General features: G+C 72.4%; 12 protein-coding genes. 2 read left to right on the forward strand and 10 right to left on the reverse strand.

Annotation, left to right across the window (positions count from 1 at the left end):
* Positions 1-133: 133 nt before the first annotated feature.
* Positions 134-2,254: a maltotransferase domain-containing protein gene (locus ACFYXA_RS30365; protein ID WP_389038925.1), complete on the reverse strand. Its 2,121-nt coding sequence runs from the start codon at positions 2,252-2,254 to the stop codon at positions 134-136.
* 531 nt (positions 2,255-2,785) lie between these two features.
* Here ACFYXA_RS30365 and ACFYXA_RS30370 point away from each other — a divergent pair.
* Together ACFYXA_RS30370 and ACFYXA_RS30375 are read left to right on the forward strand one after the other, a co-directional pair.
* Positions 2,786-5,404: a glycosyltransferase family 1 protein gene (locus ACFYXA_RS30370; RefSeq protein WP_389038928.1), complete on the forward strand. Its 2,619-nt coding sequence runs from the start codon at positions 2,786-2,788 to the stop codon at positions 5,402-5,404.
* 384 nt (positions 5,405-5,788) lie between these two features.
* The gene (locus tag ACFYXA_RS30375) at positions 5,789-6,706 is read left to right on the forward strand and encodes a hypothetical protein (protein WP_389038931.1); all 918 of its coding nucleotides are present in this window, start codon (positions 5,789-5,791) and stop codon (positions 6,704-6,706) included.
* 32 nt (positions 6,707-6,738) lie between these two features.
* Here ACFYXA_RS30375 and ACFYXA_RS30380 read toward each other — a convergent pair whose 3' ends face one another.
* The 9 genes from ACFYXA_RS30380 to ACFYXA_RS30420 all read right to left on the reverse strand — a co-directional run bounded on the left by ACFYXA_RS30380 (position 6,739) and on the right by ACFYXA_RS30420 (position 20,643).
* A complete protein-coding gene (locus tag ACFYXA_RS30380; protein WP_352250097.1) occupies positions 6,739-7,260 on the reverse strand; it encodes a DUF1990 domain-containing protein in 522 nt (173 codons plus the stop codon).
* Between the two features lie 72 nt (positions 7,261-7,332).
* Positions 7,333-8,997 (reverse strand): M4 family metallopeptidase, encoded by a 1,665-nt coding sequence (locus ACFYXA_RS30385; protein WP_389038935.1) that lies wholly within the window; start codon positions 8,995-8,997, stop codon positions 7,333-7,335.
* A 322-nt stretch (positions 8,998-9,319) separates the two neighbouring features.
* Complete coding sequence (locus ACFYXA_RS30390; protein WP_389038938.1) at positions 9,320-11,365, reverse strand: M4 family metallopeptidase; 2,046 nt, start codon at positions 11,363-11,365, stop codon at positions 9,320-9,322.
* Between the two features lie 285 nt (positions 11,366-11,650).
* Positions 11,651-13,465 carry an ABC transporter ATP-binding protein gene (locus tag ACFYXA_RS30395; RefSeq protein WP_389038941.1) on the reverse strand — a complete coding sequence of 605 codons (1,815 nt, stop codon included), beginning with the start codon at positions 13,463-13,465 and terminating at the stop codon, positions 11,651-11,653.
* Positions 13,462-15,258: an ABC transporter transmembrane domain-containing protein gene (locus ACFYXA_RS30400; RefSeq protein WP_389038944.1), complete on the reverse strand. Its 1,797-nt coding sequence runs from the start codon at positions 15,256-15,258 to the stop codon at positions 13,462-13,464. The genes ACFYXA_RS30395 and ACFYXA_RS30400 overlap by 4 nt, the downstream gene beginning before the upstream one ends.
* A 40-nt stretch (positions 15,259-15,298) precedes the next feature.
* The gene (locus tag ACFYXA_RS30405) at positions 15,299-17,173 is read right to left on the reverse strand and encodes an ABC transporter ATP-binding protein (RefSeq protein WP_389038947.1); all 1,875 of its coding nucleotides are present in this window, start codon (positions 17,171-17,173) and stop codon (positions 15,299-15,301) included.
* On the reverse strand, positions 17,170-19,005 hold the full coding sequence (locus ACFYXA_RS30410; RefSeq protein ID WP_389038950.1) for an ABC transporter ATP-binding protein: 1,836 nt from the start codon (positions 19,003-19,005) through the stop codon (positions 17,170-17,172). Before ACFYXA_RS30410 ends, ACFYXA_RS30405 begins: the two co-directional genes overlap by 4 nt.
* A gap of 122 nt (positions 19,006-19,127) precedes the next feature.
* Positions 19,128-19,631: an ATP-binding protein gene (locus ACFYXA_RS30415; protein WP_352250083.1), complete on the reverse strand. Its 504-nt coding sequence runs from the start codon at positions 19,629-19,631 to the stop codon at positions 19,128-19,130.
* A 244-nt stretch (positions 19,632-19,875) separates the two neighbouring features.
* Positions 19,876-20,643: an enoyl-CoA hydratase/isomerase family protein gene (locus ACFYXA_RS30420; protein ID WP_130443342.1), complete on the reverse strand. Its 768-nt coding sequence runs from the start codon at positions 20,641-20,643 to the stop codon at positions 19,876-19,878.
* Between the last annotated feature and the right edge of the window lie 38 nt (positions 20,644-20,681).

The following is a 20,681-nucleotide window of genomic DNA, read 5'->3' on the forward strand; positions in this document are numbered from 1 at the left end:
CCGACGCCGTCGCCGTTGCTGTCCTGGAAGGAGCGGACGAGGACCTCGTAGAAGACCGCGCGTTTGAACCAGTCGGGGTCGCGGTCCTTGGCGGGGGTGTCTTCGAACGTGTCCTGAACGGGCTCGTTGACGATCATCGTGTGGGTGACCCTCCGATCTGCGGGTTGGACGGTCGCAGGACGGTGAGGACGTGCGCGGGACGGATGCCCGGTTCGAGACGCACGTAGTTGGCCCTGCCCCAGTAGTAGGTCTCGCCGGTGAGCTCGTCTCGCACCGGCACCGACTCGTGCCGTTCCAGGCCGAGTTGCGGCATGTCCAACGAGACCGTGGCCTCCTGGGTGTGGTGGGGGTCGAGGTTGACGACCACCAGAACCGTGTTCGAACCGCTGCGCTTCGAGTAGACGATCACCGCTTCCTGGTCGGCGTGGTGGAAGTGCAGGTTGCGCAGCCGGTGCAGGGCCGGATTCGCCCGCCGGATCTCGTTGAGGCGGGTGATCAGCGGGGCGATGGTGCGGCCCTCGCGTTCGGCGGCCTCCCAGTCGCGGGGCTTGAGCTGGTACTTCTCCGAGTCGAGGTACTCCTCGCTGCCCTCGCGCAGCGGGGTGTTCTCGCACAGTTCATAGCCGCTGTAGATACCCCAGGACGGCGACAGCGTCGCGGCCAGGACCGCGCGGACCTCGAAGGCGGGCCGGCCGCCGTGCTGGAGGTAGGCGTGCAGGATGTCCGGGGTGTTGGGGAAGAAGTTCGGCCGCATGTAGGAGGCCGCCTCCCCCGACAGCTCCGTCAGGTACTGCGTCAGCTCCTGCTTGGAGTTGCGCCAGGTGAAGTACGTGTACGACTGCTGGAAACCGATCTGCGCCAGCGTGTGCATCATCGCCGGCCGCGTGAACGCCTCCGCCAGGAAGATCACGTCCGGGTCCCGGCGGTTGACCTCGCCGATCACCCGCTCCCAGAACACCACCGGCTTGGTGTGCGGATTGTCCACCCGGAAGATCCGCACCCCCGAAGCCATCCAGTGCCGCAGCACCCGCACCGTCTCCTTCACCAGGCCGTCCATGTCCGCGTCGAAGGCGATCGGATAGATGTCCTGGTACTTCTTCGGCGGGTTCTCCGCGTACGCGATCGTCCCGTCCGGCCGGTGATGGAACCACTTCGGATGCTTGTGCACCCACGGATGATCCGGCGAACACTGCAACGCGAAGTCCAGCGCCACCTCCAGCCCCAGCTCCCCGGCCCGCTGAACGAACCAGGCGAAGTCCTCCAGCGTCCCCAGCTGCGGATCCACCGCGTCATGGCCGCCCTCCGGCGACCCGATCGCCCACGGCACCCCCACATCCTCCGCGTCCGGCGTCAGCGTGTTGTTGCGGCCCTTGCGAAACGTCGTCCCGATCGGATGCACCGGCGGCAGATACACCACGTCGAACCCCATCGCCGCGATCGCCGGCAACCGCCTCGCCGCCGAACGGAACGTCCCGTGCGGCCGCTCCGCCGTCCCCTCCGACCGCGGGAAGAACTCGTACCACGACCCGTACAACGCCCGCTCCCGCTCCACCAGCAGCGGCAGGGGATCCGAAGCGGTGACCAGCTCCCGCAGGGGGTGGCGGGCCAGGACGGCGTCCACCTCCGGGGCCAGGGCCCCCGCGAGCCGGGAGGCGGCCGGGCGGTCCTCGTCGCGCAGGGCCTCGACCGCGGCGAGCAGGACCTCCCGCTCACCCTCCGGCGCCTGCGCGGCGGCCCGCTCGTAGAGGCGGACGCCCTCCTCCAGGACGAGGTCGGTGTCGATGCCCGCCGGGATCTTGATCTCCGCGTGGTGCCGCCAGGTGGCGACCGGATCGCTCCACCCCTCCACCGTGTACGTCCAGCGGCCGGGCGCGTCCGGGGTGACGTCGGCGCCCCAGCGGTCCGTGCCGGGGGCCAGCTCGCGCATCGGCGTCCAGGGGCCGGGACGGCCCTCGGGGTCGCGCAGGACCACGTTCGCGGCGACCGCGTCATGGCCCTCGCGGAACACGGTGGCCGAGACCTGGAACGTCTCCCCGGCGACCGCCTTGGCGGGCCGGCGCCCGTGCAGGACCATCGGGCGGACGTCGAGGACGGGGATGCGCCCCACGGCGGTCGCGACGGGTGCGGAGGGCCGCTCGGGGGCGGGCGGCCCGGCGTCGGCGGGGCGCGCACCGGGAGCCGGCCCGGGCTCCTTCGCGGAGCCCTTGGCGCGTGGGGGTGTCGGGGGTGCTGACGAATGGTGCCTGGCGGGCATGACCGCTCCTGTCCGCATCAACGAGGGGTGGGCGGATGGCTGTGGGGAGGTGGGTCCTGCTGTGGGGGTGCCGAAGATGTACTGGTACCCGGAATCGGCCCGGTCGTACAACTGACCGGAAGTCCCGGGGTTCCGTTCGGGTCGTGCTCGGTCTCGTACCGTCTCGTACCGGAGGAGCCTTCCCACCCTGTTCGGGTGAACAATCCGGCACTTTGTTAACTACTCGCGCGTATGTCCACACGTAAGTCCGGCCGTGTTTCCCCTTTCGAACCGGCATACGACAACCGTGCCGTGTGCGCCACTGGGCAGCCTCTCGTGCCCGGTGGAGGGCGACAAGGTGCCCACGGGGGTGAAACCGGCCAGAACGGGCCGTGTCCCGGCCCGGCCGAGCAGAGCGCGTCTCACCTCCCGCAGGCCCCCGGCCCCCGATCGGCCTGCCCTCAGCGGCGGCGACACCCGCACCGGTAACGTTTCAGAAGACGTGGACGCACAGTGCCGTGCGCCTCCTTCAACCGCACGCCGAGGTGGAATGTGAAGGCGATCCGTCGATTCACCGTCCGACCCCTTCTGCCCGACCCCCTCCGGCCGCTGAGCGACCTGGCCCGCAATCTGCGCTGGTCATGGCACGCGGAAACCCGTGACCTGTTCCAGTCCGTCGACCCCGAGAGCTGGGCGACCTGCGGCGGCGACCCGGTACGGCTGCTGGGCGGCCTGCGCCCCGCACGCCTCGCCGAGCTGGCCGACGACCGCCGCTTCCTGCGCCGGCTGACCGCCGCCGCCGACGACCTCCACGACTACCTGACCGGCGACCGCTGGTACCAGACCCAGCCCGCGGGGCTCCCCGCAGCCATCGCCTACTTCTCACCCGAGTTCGGCGTCACCGCCGCCCTGCCCCAGTACTCAGGCGGCCTCGGCATCCTCGCCGGCGACCACCTCAAGGCGGCCAGCGACCTGGGCGTGCCCCTGATCGGCGTCGGGCTGCTCTACCGCCACGGCTACTTCCGCCAGACCCTGTCCCGGGACGGCTGGCAGCAGGAGCACTATCCCGTCCTCGACCCCCACGAACTGCCGGTGACCCTGCTCAAGGAGGCCGACGGCACTCCCGCGCACGTGGCCCTCGCCCTGCCCGGCGGCCGGCAGCTGCGCGCGCGGATCTGGCTGGCCCAGGTCGGCCGCGTCCCGCTGCTCATGCTCGACTCCGACGTCGAGGAGAACGACCTCGGCGAACGCGGGGTGACCGACAGGCTCTACGGCGGCGGCAGCGAGCACCGGCTGCTCCAGGAGATGCTGCTCGGCATAGGAGGTGTCCGGGCGGTGCGCACGTACTGCCGGCTCACCGGCCACGCCGAACCCGAGGTCTTCCACACCAACGAGGGGCACGCCGGCTTCCTCGGCCTGGAGCGGATCGCCGAGCTGTGTGCCGAGGGGCTCGACTTCGACTCCGGCCTGGAGGCGGTCCGCGCCGGCACCGTCTTCACCACCCACACGCCCGTCCCCGCCGGCATCGACCGCTTCGACCGGGATCTCGTCGCCCGGCACTTCGGCCCGCACGCGGAGCTCCCCGGCCTGGACGTCGGCCGCGTCCTGAGCCTGGGCAGGGAGACCTACCCCGGCGGCGAGGCCAACCTGTTCAACATGGCCGTGATGGGCCTGCGCCTGGCCCAGCGCGCCAACGGCGTCTCCCTGCTGCACGGCCAGGTCAGCCGGGAGATGTTCGCCGGCCTGTGGCCCGGGTTCGACCCCGACGAGGTGCCGATCACCTCCGTCACCAACGGCGTGCACGCCCCGACCTGGGTGGCCCCGGAGGTGCTGCGGCTCGGCGCCCGGCAGATCGGCGTGCACCGCACCGAGGACGCGCTCAGCGTCGGCGGCTCCGAGCGGTGGGACTCCGTCGCCGACATTCCCGACCAGGACGTCTGGGACCTCCGGCGCGACCTGCGCGAACAGCTCGTCCAGGAGGTACGGGCGCGGCTGCGGGCCTCCTGGCGGCAGCGGGGCGCGGGGACGGCGGAGCTGGGCTGGATCGACGGCGTGCTCGACCCGGACGTCCTCACCATCGGGTTCGCGCGCCGCGTCCCGTCGTACAAGCGGCTGACGCTCATGCTGCGCGACCGCGACCGGCTGCGGAACCTGCTGCTGCACCCGGAGCGCCCGGTGCAGATCGTGGTCGCCGGCAAGGCGCACCCCGCCGACGACGGCGGGAAGCGGCTCGTCCAGGAACTCGTCCGGTTCGCCGACGACCCCCGGGTCCGCCACCGCATCGTCTTCCTCCCCGACTACGGCATGGCGATGGCGCAGAAGCTGTACCCCGGCTGCGACATCTGGCTGAACAACCCGCTGCGCCCGCTGGAGGCCTGCGGCACGTCCGGGATGAAGGCCGCGCTGAACGGCTGTCTGAACCTGTCCGTCCTGGACGGCTGGTGGGACGAGTGGTTCCAGCCCGACTTCGGCTGGGCGATCCCCACCGCGGACGGCGCCGGCACCGACCCCGACCACCGTGACGCCGTGGAGGCGGCGGCCCTCTACGACCTGCTGGAGCAGCGGGTGACGCCCCGCTTCTACGAGCGCGGACGGCAGGGGCTGCCCGACCGCTGGATCGAGATGGTCCGCCGGACCCTCACCCTGCTCGGCCCGAAGGTGCTGGCCGGCCGGATGGTCCGCGAGTACGTCGAACGCCTCTACGCGCCGGCCGCCCAGGCGCACCGCGCCCTCACCCCGGACGCGGCCCGCGACCTGGCCGCCTGGAAGGCGCGGGTGCGCGCCGCCTGGCAGGGCGTGACCGTCGACCACGTCGAGACCTCCGCGGCCACCCCCACGGCCGAACTGGGCACCACCCTCGCCCTCCGCGTCCGTCTGAGCCTCGGCGACCTCACCCCCGACGACGTCGAGGTGCAGGCCGTCTCGGGGCGCGTCGACGAGGAGGACCGCATCACGGACGCGACGACGGTTCCCCTGAAACCGGCCGGAGCTCCCGATTCCGGCAACCGCTGGACCTACGAGGGCCCGCTCTCCCTCGACCGCACCGGCCCCTACGGCTACACGGTCCGCGTGCTCCCCACCCATCCCCTTCTGGCGACCAACGCCGAACTGGGGCTGATGGCAACGCCGTTGGAGGACGCGGGGGAGGGAGCGGGCGTTCTGATGCGCTGACGGGACGCCTCGGCGCCCCTCTGCTCGACGCGGCCGTGCCGGATGCCCGCCCGGCACGGCCCGTCCGGCGTGAATCCGGCATGATCGACGCCAACCACCCAGTAATCTCGCCTGGTTGAGGACAACCGTTCGAGCATGGGGAAGGTGTGCGTCGGAGTGGTGGGTAGATCTCCGGACGATGAATCCGGAAGTGGTTCGTCCATATCCGATGAGGAACTGCGGGCCTTTCTCGAGGAGAGCGAGCGGGGTGCGGGCGCCTCCGTCCGCAAGGAGCCGTCGGCGCGGGCCCGTATGGTCACGGAGCGTCTGCGGCAGCAGGACGCGCGAGGCGAAGTGCCCGCGGGCTGGCGCACCGGACCGGCCCCGAGGGGGACGGAAGCGCGGGTGGACCGCAGGCGCTGGACGTGGGCGTTCGTCGGTGTGCCCGTGGCGATCGCGCTGGCCGTCGTCGCGATGCGGCCCTCGCTGCTGTCCGGGGACCCCTTCGGCGGCGAGCCGGAGGCCATCTCCGCGTCGCCCCTGCCGGCGGAGACCGCGGCCCCGACCGGAGCGCCCGGTGAGGCCGGCCCCGGCCGGCCCACGGTGGACCGGCCGTTCGCGGGGTCCCCCGCGCTGCGCTGGGCCGACGGAGAGGCGGGCATCGTCCTGCCCGAGGCGACCGCGGTCGGCAGGTGGTCCAAGGCCCAGGTGGAGCAGGCGCTGCGGCAGACCAAGAAGCTCCTCGTCGACGCGAACCTCGACCCGGTCACCCTGCGGGGCGGACGCCCCGAGACCGCCCTCGACGTGATCGATCCGCAGCAGAAGGACCTGCACACCCGGCTGAACACCGCGCTGAGCAGGCCGGACGAGGAACACGACCCGCTGTTGATGTTCAGCCGCTTCGATCCCCGCGAACTGCGCCTCGCCGGCGACGTGGTCAAGACCCGGGGACGGATGACGTTCGCAGCGGGCAAGGACGCCTCCGTCGCCGTGCACGCCGACTACACCTTCGTCTATCCCCTGACGCGGGCCGGGAAGGGCGCCACCGAGGTGTCCCGCGTCATCGTCCGTCGCGTGCTGGACGTCCAGCTGTCCGACCCCGCGAAGTACCTCGTCACGCCGGGGAAGATCTCCGTGCGGAACTACCACCAGGACATCGGCAACTCCGCCTGCGACGTCCACGACGGCTACATGCACCCCTACTTCGCGACGGGCGGCCCCACGGGAGCGGCTCCGAGCGGACCGACTGTGGACCCCTACGACCGCAGCAGGGACATCACCACCGGCCGCGGGGATGAGTGCGGAGTGGTGTCCCGTACCTGACGGGAGGTCACCTTGCTAGCCGGGAAGCCCGTCTACTCCTTGTCCGGTCCCGCCGCCAGTTCCCGGAGCACCGCCCCGCATCGCCGGGCGTACGCCTGCTGCAGGCCGCGGGTCGCCGGGCCGCCCGCCCGGGAGTACCACTTCGCCGGGCGGCTGAACGCCGAGACGGTGAGCCACACGGTGCCGTCGCCGGTGCGGTCCACGACGAAGGACTCCTCGCCGGACTCGGGGTGGCCGGGGAGGGTGCCGTAGGCCCAGCCGGCCCGGCGGCGTTCCTCCAGCGTCCACACGACGCGGCAGGGCGCCTTGATCATGCCGGCCAGGGTGACGGTGACGTCCACGTCGGGCGCGGCGCGGTCGGCGGAGGCCGTGACGCCGACGCCCAGAGCGCGGTGCATCTCCCAGCTGAGGACCGCCTCGGCGGCGCGGCGGAAGACGGCCTCGCCCTCGCCGAGGCGGGTGCGCACGTGCAGGGCGTGGAACCCCGGCGGGCAGTGCCCAGGACGCTCGCGCGTCGCGCCGACGTCGTCGTACGTGAACTCCCCAGCAGACATGGGACCCAAGAGTAAGGGCGGCACCCGGTGCGTCCAGCTTCCGGGTGCCGCCCTCAGTCAACTTGCGGTGATTCAGCCGACGTTGACCGCAGACCAGGCCGCCGCCACCGTCTTGTACTCGGTGCTGGTGGAGCCGTACAGCGCCGAGGCCGCGTTGAGGGTCGCGGTGCGGGCGCCCGCGTAGTTGGTGGTCGAGGTCATGTACGAGGTCAGGGCCTTGTACCAGATCTGGACCGCCTTGGCGCGACCGATGCCGGTGATCGTCGAGCCGTTGGAGGTCGGCGAGTTGTAGGACACGCCGTTGATCGTCTTCGCGCCGCTGCCCTCGGACAGCAGGTAGAAGAAGTGGTTCGCCGGGCCGGACGAGTAGTGCACGTCCAGGTTCTTCAGCGACGACGACCAGTAGTTGGCCGACGCGCCGTCCTTGCTCGGCTGGTCCATGTAGCGCAGCGGGGTGCCGTCGCCGTTGATGTTGATCTTCTCGCCGATGAGGTAGTCGCCGACGTCCTTGGTGTTCGCGGCGTAGAACTCCACCGCCGTGCCGAAGATGTCGGAGGTGGCCTCGTTGAGACCGCCGGACTCACCGGAGTAGTTCAGGCCCGCCGTGTTCGAGGTGACGCCGTGGGTCATCTCGTGGCCGGCCACGTCCAGCGAGGTGAGCGGCTTGGTGTTGCCCTCGCCGTCGCCGTAGGTCATGCAGAAGCAGCTGTCGTCCCAGAAGGCGTTGACGTACGCGCTGCCGTAGTGGACGCGGGAATACGCGGCGACACCGTTGTTCTTGATGCCGTTGCGGCCGAAGGTGTTCTTGTAGAAGTCCCAGGTGGTCTGGGCGCCGTAGGCCGCGTCCACCGCCGCCGTCTGGTCCGTGGAGGAGCTGGAGGCCGCGCCGGTGCCCCAGGTGTCGTCCGCGTCCGTGAACAGCGTGCCCGCCGAACTGCTGGTGCTGCGGGCCTTGTTGTACGTCTTGTGGCCGCCGCGACCGGTGTCGTTCAGCTGGTACGTCGAACCCGACAGGGAGGTGCCGAGGGTGACGGTGCCGGAGTAGAGGCTCTTGCCGGTGCCGGTCTCGATGCCCTGGTACTCGTAGAGCTTCGCGCCGGTGGCCGCGTCGGTGATGACGTGCAGCTCGTTCGGGGTGCCGTCGTCCTGGAGGCCGCCGACGACCGTCTCGTAGGCGAGGGTCGGCTTGCTGCCGTTGCCCGCCCAGACCACCTTGCGGGGGGCGCGGGAGGCGTCGGTGTCCTGCGAGCCCGCGGCCTTGGCCAGGGACAGCGCCTGCGACTCGGCCTTCGCCGCGGGCAGCGCCGCGCTGGTCGAGGCGACCTTGATGGCGGCGTTCGTCGCCTTGCTGACGCCCTGCTCGACACCGGCGGCCGACTCGTGGACGACCAGGTCGCCGCCGAGGACCGGCAGGCCCGCGTAGGTGCGCTCGTAGCGGGTGTGGACGGTGCCGTCGGCGTCTCTGACGACGTCACGGACGACCAGCTTCTCCTGCGCGCCCAGGCCGATCTCCTGTGCGGTCGCGGGGGCCTCGGCCTGCTTGTCCTTGATGAGCGCGGTGCGCGCGGCGGGGGCCAGCGCGGTGGGCACGGCGAGCGGCTTGGCGCTCGTGGATTCCGCCGGCGACTGCGCGGCGGCGGTGCCGGCGGTCAGGCCGGTGGTGACGAGGGCTCCGGCCGCGACGGCGGTGGCGATGGCCAGAGAGGTGCGCTTGTGACGCGCGTAGAGGGAGGTCACACAAGCTCCTTGGATGTGGGGGCTGCCGGTCGGCGTGGGGAGGCCGGCCGGTGCTGCTGTGAAGTTGTGCGGCAGGTGGAAGGAAGATTGGCACCAAGTCGCGTACATGTCATGAGGGTGTGGTGATGTTGGCCGGAAAATGACCAACCGGCGAATGTTGCTGCCGTGTTAAGGGGCTCGACGCCGGTAAAAGGCCAACAGGACGAAGGCAATCGGCGGGCAAAAGAGGGCACCGCCCCGGGGAGTCGAACCTCCGGGACGGTGCCCTGTATGTGGGGGGTGGGCCTCAAATGACCTGGTGGAGAGGCCTCCTGGCAGCGGCCTACGGGAAGGTCAGCTTCCAGCTGTTGATGTAGCCGGTGTCCCGCGCGGCGTTGTCCTGGACCCTCAGTTTCCAGACACCGTTGGCGACCTCGGAGGACGCGTTCACGGTGTACGTGGTGTTGATGTTGTCCGTGCTGCCGCCGGTTCCGTACGCCTTCAGCGTGTACGCGGAGCCGTCCGGGGCGATCAGCTGCACCTGGAGGTCGCCGATGTAGGTGTGGACGATGTCCACGGCCACCGCGAGGTTGGACGGGGCGTTGCCCGTGCGGCCCGAGACGGTGACCGGCGACTCGACGGCCGCGCCGTTGTCCGGGATCGACACGTCGGCCGTGTTCTCGAACGAGGTGCCGCCACCGCCACCGCCGCCGGGACGCGAGCCGACCGCGATGGCCGCCCAGGCGTTCGCCACCGCCGTGTACTCGGCGGAGGTGGTGCCGTACAGCTCACCGGCCGCCGCGAGGGTGCCGGTGCGGGCGCCCGCGTAGTTGGTGTTGGAGACGAACTTGGTCGTCAGGGCGCGGAACCAGATCTTCTCCGCCTTGTCGCGGCCGATGCCGGTGACCGGGAGCCCGTCCGACGTGGGCGAGTTGTAGGACACGCCGTTGATCGTCTTCGCGCCGCTGCCCTCGGCCAGCAGGTAGAAGAAGTGGTTCGCCGGACCGGACGAGTAGTGCACGTCGATCCCGCCGAGACCGGAGTACCAACTGTCCTTGGACGAGCCGTCCTTGCTCGGCTTGTCCATGTAACGCAGCGGCGTGCCGTCGCCGTTGATGTTGATCTCCTCGCCGATGAGGTAGTCACCGACGTCGGAGGAGTTGTTCGCGTAGAACTCGACGGTCGAGCCGAAGATGTCGGACGTCGCCTCGTTCAGACCGCCGGACTCGCCGGAGTACCGGAGGCCGGCCGTGTTGGACGTGAGCCCGTGCGTCATCTCGTGCGCGGCCACGTCGATCGCCGTCAGCGGGTTGGCGTTGCCGGAGCCGTCGCCGTACGTCATGCAGAAGCAGTCGTCCGACCAGAACGCGTTGACGTAGTTGCTGCCGTAGTGGACGCGGGAGTACGCGCCGACGCCGTCACCGCGGATGCCCGAACGGCCGTGCACGTTCTTGTAGTAGTCCCACGTCAGCTGAGCGCCGTAGTGGGCGTCCGCGCCGGCCGACTCCAGGTTCGAGGCGCTGCCGTTGCCCCACACGTCGTCGGGGCCGGAGAACAGCGTGCCGGTCCCGGAGGTGCCGCGGTTGAGGTTGTAGGTCTTGTGGCCGCCGCGCGCGCCGTCGGTCAGGTTGTACGTCGACCCGGACTGCGTGGTGGTGAGCGTGACCTGACCGCTGTACACCGTGTTGCCGACGCCGGTCTCGATCGCCTCCCACTCGTACAGCTTCGCGCCCGTGGTGGCGTCCGTGACGACGTGCAGCTCCTGCGGGGTGCCGTCGTGCTGGAACCCGCCGACGACCGTCTCGTAGGCCACCGTCGGCTTGCCGTTCGCCGCCCAGATCACCTTGCGGGGCTCACGGTTGACGCCGGGGTTCTTCGCGGACTCGGCCTTGGCGGCCGCCAGCGCCTGCGCCTGGGCCTTCGCGGCGGGCAGCTTGGCCGTGGTGGTCGCCGGCGCGATGGCCGCGCGCGTGGCCTTGACGACGCTCTCGGTGGCGCCGGCCGGGGTGCTCTCGACGACCAGGTCGCCGCCGAGGACGGGCAGGCCCGCGTAGGTGCGCTCGTAACGCGTGTGGACCGTGCCGTTCCCGTCCTTGACGACGTCACGGACGACCAGCGCCTCCTGGGCGCCCAGGCCCAGCTCCTTGGCGGTCTGCGCCTTGTCGGCGTTCGCGTCGCGTATCAGCGCGGCGCGCTGGGCGGGGGAGAGCCGGATCGACTCCGAGCCCGGGGCCGCCTGGCCGGCCGCCTTCGGGGCCTCGGTGGGGGCGGCGGTCGCCGCGCCGGACTGCACGGCGGTGGCGAGGAGCGCCGCCACGCCGACCAGCGCGGCGGCCGTGGCTCTGCGGTAAGGGGTGTGGGGGGTGCGTCTGCGAGAACTGCTGCTCACACTGACTCCTTCTGCGCGGCCGCGGATCACGCGGCCAGGGGAGACCGGACGACGGATCGGCCGTCCGGGCACGACGTAGACGTCTTGACGTCTTGGGGCGGTACGCAGAACGGGGTGATGCTGTGGGGTTGCTGTGCAGTAGCAGGGGGAAGAGTGGCAGGTGGCAGCGCTGTCTGTCAGGAGCGCGTCAGAAAGTTGGCCGGAAACGGTTCGTTGACCGGGAGTTCATGTTCGATATACGGATGAGCCACCCGGATCCGGCCTTGAACTCCCTTCCCCCGGTTGTCAGTTCCCCGGCTCCCCGTGCCACGTCCCCCACAGCGCCGCGTACGGGCCCCCGGCCGCCACCAGCTCCTCGTGCGTGCCGAGTTCGGCGAGCCGCCCGTCCTCCATCACGGCCACCCGGTCCGCGTCGTGCGCGGTGTGCAGCCGGTGGGCGATCGCGATGACCGTCCGGCCGCGCAGGACCGCGGCCAGGGCGCGCTCGGTGTGCCGGGCGGTCGTCGGATCCAGCAGCGCCGTCGCCTCGTCCAGGATCAGCGTGTGCGGGTCCGCCAACACCACACGCGCCAGCGCGAGTTGCTGCGCCCGGGAGCCGTCCGTACGGCCCCGGTCCGCGCCCAGCTCCGCGTCGAGGCCGCCGGGCAGCTCCCGCACCCAGCCCTCGGCGCCGACGGCCGTCAGCGCGGCCCACAACTGCTCGTCGGTCGCGGCCGGTTCGGCGATCAGCAGATTGTCGCGAACCGTGCCGATGAACACGTGGTGCTCCTGGGTGACCAGCACGACCTGCCGGCGCAGCACCTCCGGCGCCAGCTCCGCCACCGGCACCCCGCCGACCGTCACCGAGCCCGCCGTGGGCGCGTCCACGCCCGCGATCAGCCGGCTCAGCGTGGACTTCCCCGCGCCGGACGGGCCGACGACCGCGAGCCGCTCACCCGGCCGCACGGTCAGGTCGACCCCGCGCAGCACCTCGCCGCCCCGCTCGTAGGCGAACCGCACGTCCGTCATCTCGATCAGGTCGTCCGCCGGGACATGAGCCGGGGCGGAGTCCGGCGCACCGGCGGCCGCCCCCACCGGCCGCGACGCAGCGCCCAGCCCCTCCACGCGGGCGAACGAGGCCCCGCTGCTCTGGAGTTGGTCCACCCGCATCAGGATCTCGTCCAGCGGCCCGGTGAACTGGCGCAGATACAGCGCCGCCGCCACCACCGCCCCCAGGCTCACCGTGCCCCGCGCGTGCAGCGCCCCGCCCAGCAACAGGACGCCCGCCACCGGCAGCGAGTACGACACCTCGATCACCGGGAAGAACACCGACCGCAGGTACAGGGTGTGGAAGCGGGCCCGCCGCGAGGTCTCCAGCGCCTCCCGGCTGGCCGCGACCCGCCGCTCCCGCAGCCGGAACGCCTCGACCGTACGCGCCCCCGTCGCCGTCGCGGCGAGGATCTCGGCGACCTCGGAGGTGGCCGCGCCCTCGGCCAGATAGCCGGCCCGCGCCCGCCGCAGATACCAGCGCAGCACGATCAGGATCGGCGTGAGCCCGAGCACCCCGACCGCGCCGAGCAGCGGGTCGACCAGGAACACCGCGCCGATCAGGAACAGCGCCTGCACCGAGGACACCAGCAGCTCGGGACCGGCGTCGCGCAGGGTGGCGCCCACGGCGGCCACGTCGGCGGTGCCGCGCATGGTCAGATCACCGGCCCCGGCGCGCTCCACGACCGACGCCGGCAACGACAGCGCCCGGTCGACGAACTGCTCCCGCACCCGGGCGAGCGTGCGCTCCCCGAAGCGGTGCCCCGCGTACCGGGCCCAGCGCGCCAGCAGCAGCTGGGCCAGCGCGCACACCAGGATGGCCGCCGCCAGCCGGTCCACCGCGCCGACCCCGCCGCCCTCCCGCACCGTGTCGACGATCCGGCCCAGCAGCCAGGGGCCGGCCAGACCGGCCGCGGCGGCCAGCGAGTTCAGCGCGAGGACGACGGCGAAGGCCCGCCCGTCCGCCCGCACCAGCCGCCCCACGGCCCGCCGCACCTCGCCCGGCCCGGCGACGGGAAGCCGCCCCGCGCCCCGCCCGTCGTCCGCCGCCACGCCCCCGCCGCCCGCCGTCACCGCAGAACCTCCTCGACACCTTCGGTACCCTCGGCGCCCGGCGCGGCCTGCCCGCCCCGCGCCCTCACCTCGCCTGCGGCGCCCCCGTCGTCCGCGTCGTCGTCCGGGTCCCGCGCCACCAGCGCCCGGTAGCCCGGCTCCGTCGCCAGGAGCCTCCGGTGCGGGCCGCTCGCCGCCACCTTGCCGTCCACCAGGTAGTGGACGGTGTCGGCGTGGTCCAGCAGCAGCGGGGAGGTGCTGGTGACGACGGTCGTGCGGCCGGCCCGCGCCGCGCGCAGACGTCCGGCGATCGCGGCCTCCGTGTGCGCGTCCAGCGCCGACGTCGGCTCGACGGCGAGCAGCACCTCCGGGTCGGCGAGCAGCGCCCGCACCAGCCGGACACGCTGCCGCTGACCGCCGGAGAGACTGCGGCCCTGCGCCGCCACGGGCGAGTCGAGCCCCTCCGGGAGCCCCTGCACGACGTCCTCGGCGGCCGCCGCCCGCAGCGCCCGCCGCTCCTCCTCCGGTGAGCGTTCCCGCCGGCCGCCCACCACCTCGCGCAGGCTGCCCGCGAACAGGTCGGCCTCGTTGTCGGCGACCAGGATGCGCGCCCGGACCTGCTCCAGAGCGACCGTGTCGAGCCGCACGCCGCCCCAGGTGACGTCCGACGGCGTGTACCGGCCCAGCCGGTCGACGACCTCGGCGGCGTCGGCGGGCCGGGCGCCCGCCAGCGCGGTCAGCCGGCCCGGCGCGACCCGCACACCCGACGCGGGGTCCTCCAGCACCGACGGCTCGGCGGGCGCTTCGGCGGTCCCGGTGTCCGGCTCGGGCTCCAGCCGCAGCAGCCGTACGACCCGGCGGGCGGCCACCACACCCCGGCTGAGTTCGTAGCCCATCTCCACGAGGAACGCCACCGGGCCGACCAGCACGGCGACATAGCCGTACACCGAGACCAACTCGCCCACGGTCAGCTCCCCTTGGGCGGCGAGCCGGGCCGCCAGCCAGGTCACCACCGCGAGGAACACCGTCGGCAGCCCCACGCCCAGCGCCTGCATCCAGCTGGTGACCGAGCCGACCCGGTACCCCTGGGCGCGCAGCCGCTGCGAGTCACGGGCGAAGGCGTCCGCGAACAACCGCTTGCCGCCGAGCCCGTTGAGCACGCGCAGCCCGCCCGCGAGGTCGCCGATGCGGGCGGTGAGCACGCCCTGCCGCTCCCGGTACTCGCTCTCCGCGCCCTGCAACCGTGCCATCAGCGGCCCGACCAGCACCGCCACCACCGGCATCCCCAGCAGCACCACCCCCGCGAGCAGCGGCGAGACGGACAGCAACAGCCCGGCGACGACGACGTACACCACGAGTGAGCCGACGCCCGGTCCGATCACCGTCAGCGACGAAGCGACGGTGCCCACGTCGCCCACCCCGACCGTGACGACCTCACCGGCCCCGACCCGGCGCGGCAGCGCGGCGCCCAGCCGCACCGCCTGCCCCACGACCACCTTCACCGTGCGGAAGTTGGCGTCCATGCGCACGCGCGTCATCGTGCGGTGCCGCATGATGCTCACCCAGGCGTTGCCCGCGCCGACCACGAACAGTGCGGTCGTCCAGCCGGCCAGCGCGGCCGTGTCGCCGGGCTCCAGCCCCTCGTCGACGGCCTTCGACAGCAGGTACGGCGCCGACGCCATCAGCACCAGCCAGACGCTGCCCAGCACCGCGCCGGCCACCGACCGCCCGGGCTGCCGGCACACCAGCCACCACAGGTACCGGGCGCCGCCACGGCGGTCGGGCGTCCCCGGGTCCTCGTACGCGTCGATCAACTGTCCCCCCTGCCGGTCCTCACGACTCCTTCGGCGCGCGTCACGCCAGACTGTCCCGCCACGCCCGGTGCAGATCCGCGAACCGGCCCGTGCCCGCGACGAGCTCGGCCGGACTGCCGTCCTCGACGATCCGGCCGTGCTCCATGACGAGCACCCGGTCGGCGATCTCCACGGTGGACAGCCGGTGCGCGATCACCACCGCCGTACGGCCCTTGAGCACCGTCGCCATCGCCGCCTGCACGGCCCGCTCGCCCGGCACGTCGAGCGAGCTGGTCGCCTCGTCGAGGATCAGCACCGCCGGATCGGCGAGCAACGCCCTCGCGAAGGCCACCAGTTGGCGCTGACCGGCGGAGATGCGGCCGCCCCGCTTGCGTACGTCCGTGTCGTAGCCGTCGGGCAGCGCGCTGATGAACTCGTGCGCGCCGATGGCCTTCGCCGCCCGCTCGATGTCCTCCCGGCTCGCCTCCGGCCGGCCGATCGCGATGTTCTCGGCGACCGTGCCGGAGAACAGGAACGCCTCCTGCGTCACCATCACCACGCCGCGCCGCAGCTCGGGCACCGCGAGATCGCGCAGGTCGACGCCGTCCAGAAGGATCCGGCCGGCGCTGGGATCGTAGAAGCGGGCGAGGAGCTTGGCCAGCGTGGACTTGCCGGCGCCGGTGGAGCCGACCACCGCGACCGTCTGCCCGGCCGGCAGGGTCAGGTCGAAGCGGGGCAGCACCTCGCCGCCGGTGCGGTAGCCGAAGCCGACCGCGTCGAACACGACCTCCCGGCCGGGGAGTCCGCCCTGCCGGCCGGGCAGCTCCCGGGGCGCGGACGGCTCGGGCACGGACGGCGTCTGGGCGAGCAGCCCCGCGATCTTCTCCAGCGAGGCCGCCGCCGACTGGTAGGAGTTGAGGAACATGGCGAGCCGGTCGATCGGGTCGTACAGCCGCCGCAGGTACAGCACCGCCGCCGCCAGCACGCCCAGCGCCAGGGTGCCGTCCGCGACCCGGTAGGCCCCCCACAGCACGATCAGCGCGACGGAGGTGTTGGCGACCAGCCGGGAGCCGACGACGTACCGGGCCATCTCCAGGAGCGCGTCGCCGTTGGTCCGCTCGTGCCGCTGGTTCAGCGTGCGGAACTCGGCGTCGTTGACGTCCTCGCGGCGGAACGCGCGCACCGGGCGGATGCCGTTCATCGTCTCCACGAACTTCACGATCACGGCCGCGATCGCGGTGGACCGCGCCCGGTACACCGCCTTCGCGCGCCGCTGGTAGATCCGCACCAGGAAGTGCAGCGGCACGAAGGACGCCACCGCCACGGCCCCCAGCCCCAGGTCCAGCCAGAGCAGCATGGCCGAGATGAGGACGAAGGACAGGACGACCGTGATCAGTTCCTGGAGCCCCTCGTTGAGCAGTTCGCGCAGGGACTCCACGTCCGTGGTGGAGCGGGAGATCAGCCGGCCCGAGGTGTAGCGCTCGTGGAAGTCGACGCTCAGCGCCTGCGCGTGCCGGAAGATCCGGCCGCGCAGGTCCAGCAGCACGTCCTGGTTGACGCGGGCCGAGACGATCAGGAACGCGTACTGCAGCCCGCCGGAGGCCAGCGCGCACAGCAGGTATCCGGCGGCCACGGCGGCGAGCGGGCCGTGGTCGTCGTCGCGGAAGGCCGGCACGGCGCGGTCGATGGCGTACGCCACCAGCAGCGGGCCCGCCTGCACGGCCGCCTGCTGGAGCAGCAGCAGGAGCGTGGTGAGGGCGACGCGCGCCTTCATCGGCGCGAGCAGCGAGCGCAGCAGGGCCGCCGTGGCGCCCGGCGGGGTGGGCAGGACGTCCCGGTCGAAGGGGTCGCCGTCGCCCCGCGCGGGCGGCTGCTCGTGCTCGCGCCCGGTGTCCTCGGCGGTGGCGGAGGGGGTGGGGGTCGTGGGGGCGGTCATCGGCGGTCGTCCTCCTGGTCCCGGGACGGGGCGCCGGCCGTCGCGCCCGACGTCACGTCGCTCGTCTCGCCGGACATCAGGTGCGCGTACTCGGCGTTGGTGCGCAGCAGTTCCTGGTGGGTGCCCACGGCGGTGATCCGGCCGCCCGACAGCAGGGCGACCCGGTCGGCGAGCAGCACGGTCGACGGGCGGTGGGCCACGATCAGCGCGGTGGTGTCGGCGAGGACCTGGCGCAGCGCGGCCTCCACGGCGGCCTCCGTGTGGACGTCCAGCGCGGACAGCGGGTCGTCGAGGACGAGGAACCGGGGCCGCCCCACGACCGCCCGCGCGAGCGCGAGCCGCTGGCGCTGCCCGCCGGACAGGCTCAGCCCCTGCTCGCCGACCTGGGTCAGCGTCCCCTGCGGCAGCGCGTGCACGAAGTCGGCCTGCGCCACGGCGAGCGCCCGCTCCAGCTCCTGGGCGCCCGCGTCGGCGTCCGCCCCCATCAGCACGTTCTCCCCGACGCTCGCGGAGAACAGCGTCGGCTCCTCGAAGGCCACGGCGACCTTCGCCCGCAGCTCCTCCCGGGACATCGCGGTGACGTCCTCGCCGTCGAGCAGGATCCGCCCGGACGTCACCTCGTGCAGCCGCGGCACGAGCGCGGTGAGGGTGGTCTTCCCGCTCCCGGTGGCGCCCACGAGCGCCATGGACTCCCCGGCCCGCACATGCAGATCGACCCGCACGAGAGTGGGAGGGGAGTCCGGTTCGGCGTCGGGGTACCGGAAGACGACCCCGTCGAACAGCAAGCCGTCCTCGGCGCGGGCGGGCGCGGCCGCCTCCCGCGCCGCCGGGCCGCGCTCCTCCGGCTCCGCGTCCATCACCTCGAAGTACCGCTGGGTGGCCGTCGCCGCCTCCTGGCTCATCGCCAGCAGGAACCCGATGGAGTCCACCGGCCACCGCAGGGCCAGCGCCGTGGACAGGAAGGCGACCAGCGTCCCCGCCGACAGGTCCCCGTCCGCCACCTGCACCGCCCCGAGCACCAGCGCCGCCCCGATGGCCACCTCGGGGAGCGTCACGATGACCGCCCAGATCGTCGCCAGCAGCCGCGCCTTGCGCAGTTCCGTCCCGCGCAGCGTCCGCGACAGCTCCCGGAACGCCCGCGCCTGACTGCGGTGCCGGCCGAACCCCTTGATGATGCGGATCCCGAGGACGCTCTCCTCGACGACCGTCGTCAGATCACCCACCTGGTCCTGCGCCTGCCGCGCCACGATCGCGTACCGGTGCTCGAAGACCACGCACATCACCATCACGGGGATCGCGGGCCCGAGGATCACCAGCCCCAGCGACCAGTCCTGCATCAGCATGATGATCACGCCGATGATGATCGTCACCCCGTTGACCAGCAGGAACGTCAGCGGAAAGGCGAGGAACATCCGCAGCAGCATCAGATCCGTGGTGGCCCGGGACAGCAGCTGTCCGGAGGGCCAGCGGTCGTGGAAGGCCACCGGCAGCCGCTGGAGGTGCCGGTAGAGGCCCGAGCGCATCTCCGCCTCGACATGGGCCAGCGGCCGGGCCACCAGCCACCGCCGCAGTCCGAACAGCGCCGACTCCCCGATGCCGAGCAGCAGCAGGTACAGCGCGCCCAGCCAGACCCCGGCCGGGTCCCGGTCGGCGACCGGGCCGTCCACCATCCACTTCAGCACGAGGGGGATCACCAGTCCCGTGCACGAGGCCACGACGGCGACGAACGCGGCGGTGAACAACCGCACCCGCACCGGGCGCACGTAGGGCCACAGGCGGAGCAACGTCCGTACGGAGGAACGATCCTTGGTGCTTGCACGTGTCGTCGGCATCACCGGCGAGCCTACGGACCGCCACTGACATCGCCCAGCGGGTTTTGGCCGGAACGCGATCGTGCGATAGTCCTACGACCTGCGCGTTCGACCATGCGAACGGCCTGGCGGTGGTCCCGGGCTCAGTGGTCCGCGACCCGCATCTCGAACCACGTCGTCTTGCCCCGGGGCAGCAGATCGACCCCCCAGCGGTCGGCCAGCTTGTCGACGAGGAACAGGCCCCGGCCGCTGACGTCAAGCTCCTGCACCGGCATCAGACAGGGCAGCCCGCGCGAGGGGTCGCGGACCTCGACGCGGATCCGTCCGCGCGGGCGGCGCATCCGGAGGCCGAAGACCCGCGCGCCGGTGTGCCGCACGGCGTTGCCGACGAGTTCCGAGGCGAGCAGTACGGCGTCCTCGGTCATCCTCGGGGTGAGCTGCCAGCGGCGCAGGACGATGACCTGGACGAGTCGGCGGGCGGCGGCGGCGGATTCGGGACGGGACGGCAGCTGGACCTCCGCCTCGGTCGGGTCGCCGAACAACTCCACCGCGTTGAGCGCCCGTTCGTCCACGACCGCGGGCGACCAGCGCGCCGCGGCCACGCGACCGTCCCCCCGCGGCTGATCGATACCCTCCAGCCCCGCCATGCCCCCCATCATGGCCGTCCGGCGCGGGCGCCGAGGTGGTTCCCAAGGAATACACCCCCTGGAGGGCAGTGTTCCGAAGGGTGCTCCCGGGATGCGCCGAAGGTGGACGGGGTCGGGGGAAACCCGCGTCCACCTGCCGCGACGACCGGCCGGGAAGCAGGCCCCCGGCTCCCCGGACAAGACAGGCTTAAGGCTCCCTTAAGGTTCCCGTAATCCGGTGGACCGCGCGATCACACGGCTCGCCTCACAGGAACTTCGCCTTGCCCGGCCCCTCCTCGACGAAGCTCCGCATGCCGATCTCGCGGTCCGCCGTGGCGAACAGGCCCGCGAACCAGTTCCGTTCGACGGCGAGACCCGTCTCGATGTCCGTCTCCAGGCCCGTGTCGATCGCCTCCTTCGCCGCACGCAGCGCGATCGCCGGGCCCTGCGCCAGCTTCGCCGCCCACGCGTGCGCCTGCGCGTACACCTCGTCGGCCGGGACCACCCGGTCCACCAGGCCCAGGCTCAGCGCCTCGTCCGCCTTCACCATCCGGCCGGTGAAGATCAGGTCCTTCGCCTTGGACGGGCCGACCAGCCGGGCGAGCCGCTGGGTGCCGCCCGCGCCGGGGATCAGACCGAGCAGGATCTCCGGCTGGCCCAGCTTCGCGTTGTCGCCGGCGATCCGGAAGTCCGCGCACAGCGCCAGCTCGCAGCCGCCGCCCAGCGCGTAGCCCGTCACGGCCGCCACCACCGGCTTGGGGATCCGGGCCACCGCGGTGAAGGCGTCCTGCAGCGCGCGGGCGCGCAGGATCATCGCCGTGTGGTCCATCTCCTGCATCTCTTTGATGTCCGCGCCCGCCGCGAACACCTTCTCGCCGCCGTAGACGACGACGGCCCGCACGTCGTCACGACGGGTCGCCTCCTCGGCCAGCTCCCTGAGCCGGTCCTGGGTGGCGACGTCCAGCGCGTTCATGGGCGGGCGGTCGAGGCGGATGGTGCCGACGCCCTCGGCGACTTCGAGATTCACGGTCATGCGAGCAGGTTAACGGTGACTAACGGGTGCGAGGGCGG

Source organism: Streptomyces sp. NPDC002566 (genome assembly GCF_042889585.1).
Taxonomy (GTDB): domain Bacteria; phylum Actinomycetota; class Actinomycetes; order Streptomycetales; family Streptomycetaceae; genus Streptomyces.

Excerpts from the sequence above, each read along its gene's own strand:
- ACFYXA_RS30365 (WP_389038925.1), bottom strand. The coding sequence starts at position 2,254 with ATGCCCGCCAGGCACCATTCGTCAGCACCCCCGACACCCCCACGCGCC.
- ACFYXA_RS30380 (WP_352250097.1), bottom strand. The coding sequence starts at position 7,260 with ATGTCTGCTGGGGAGTTCACGTACGACGACGTCGGCGCGACGCGCGAG.
- ACFYXA_RS30405 (WP_389038947.1), bottom strand. The coding sequence starts at position 17,173 with ATGACCGCCCCCACGACCCCCACCCCCTCCGCCACCGCCGAGGACACC.
- ACFYXA_RS30410 (WP_389038950.1), bottom strand. The coding sequence starts at position 19,005 with ATGCCGACGACACGTGCAAGCACCAAGGATCGTTCCTCCGTACGGACG.
- ACFYXA_RS30415 (WP_352250083.1), bottom strand. The coding sequence starts at position 19,631 with ATGGCGGGGCTGGAGGGTATCGATCAGCCGCGGGGGGACGGTCGCGTG.
- ACFYXA_RS30420 (WP_130443342.1), bottom strand. The coding sequence starts at position 20,643 with ATGACCGTGAATCTCGAAGTCGCCGAGGGCGTCGGCACCATCCGCCTC.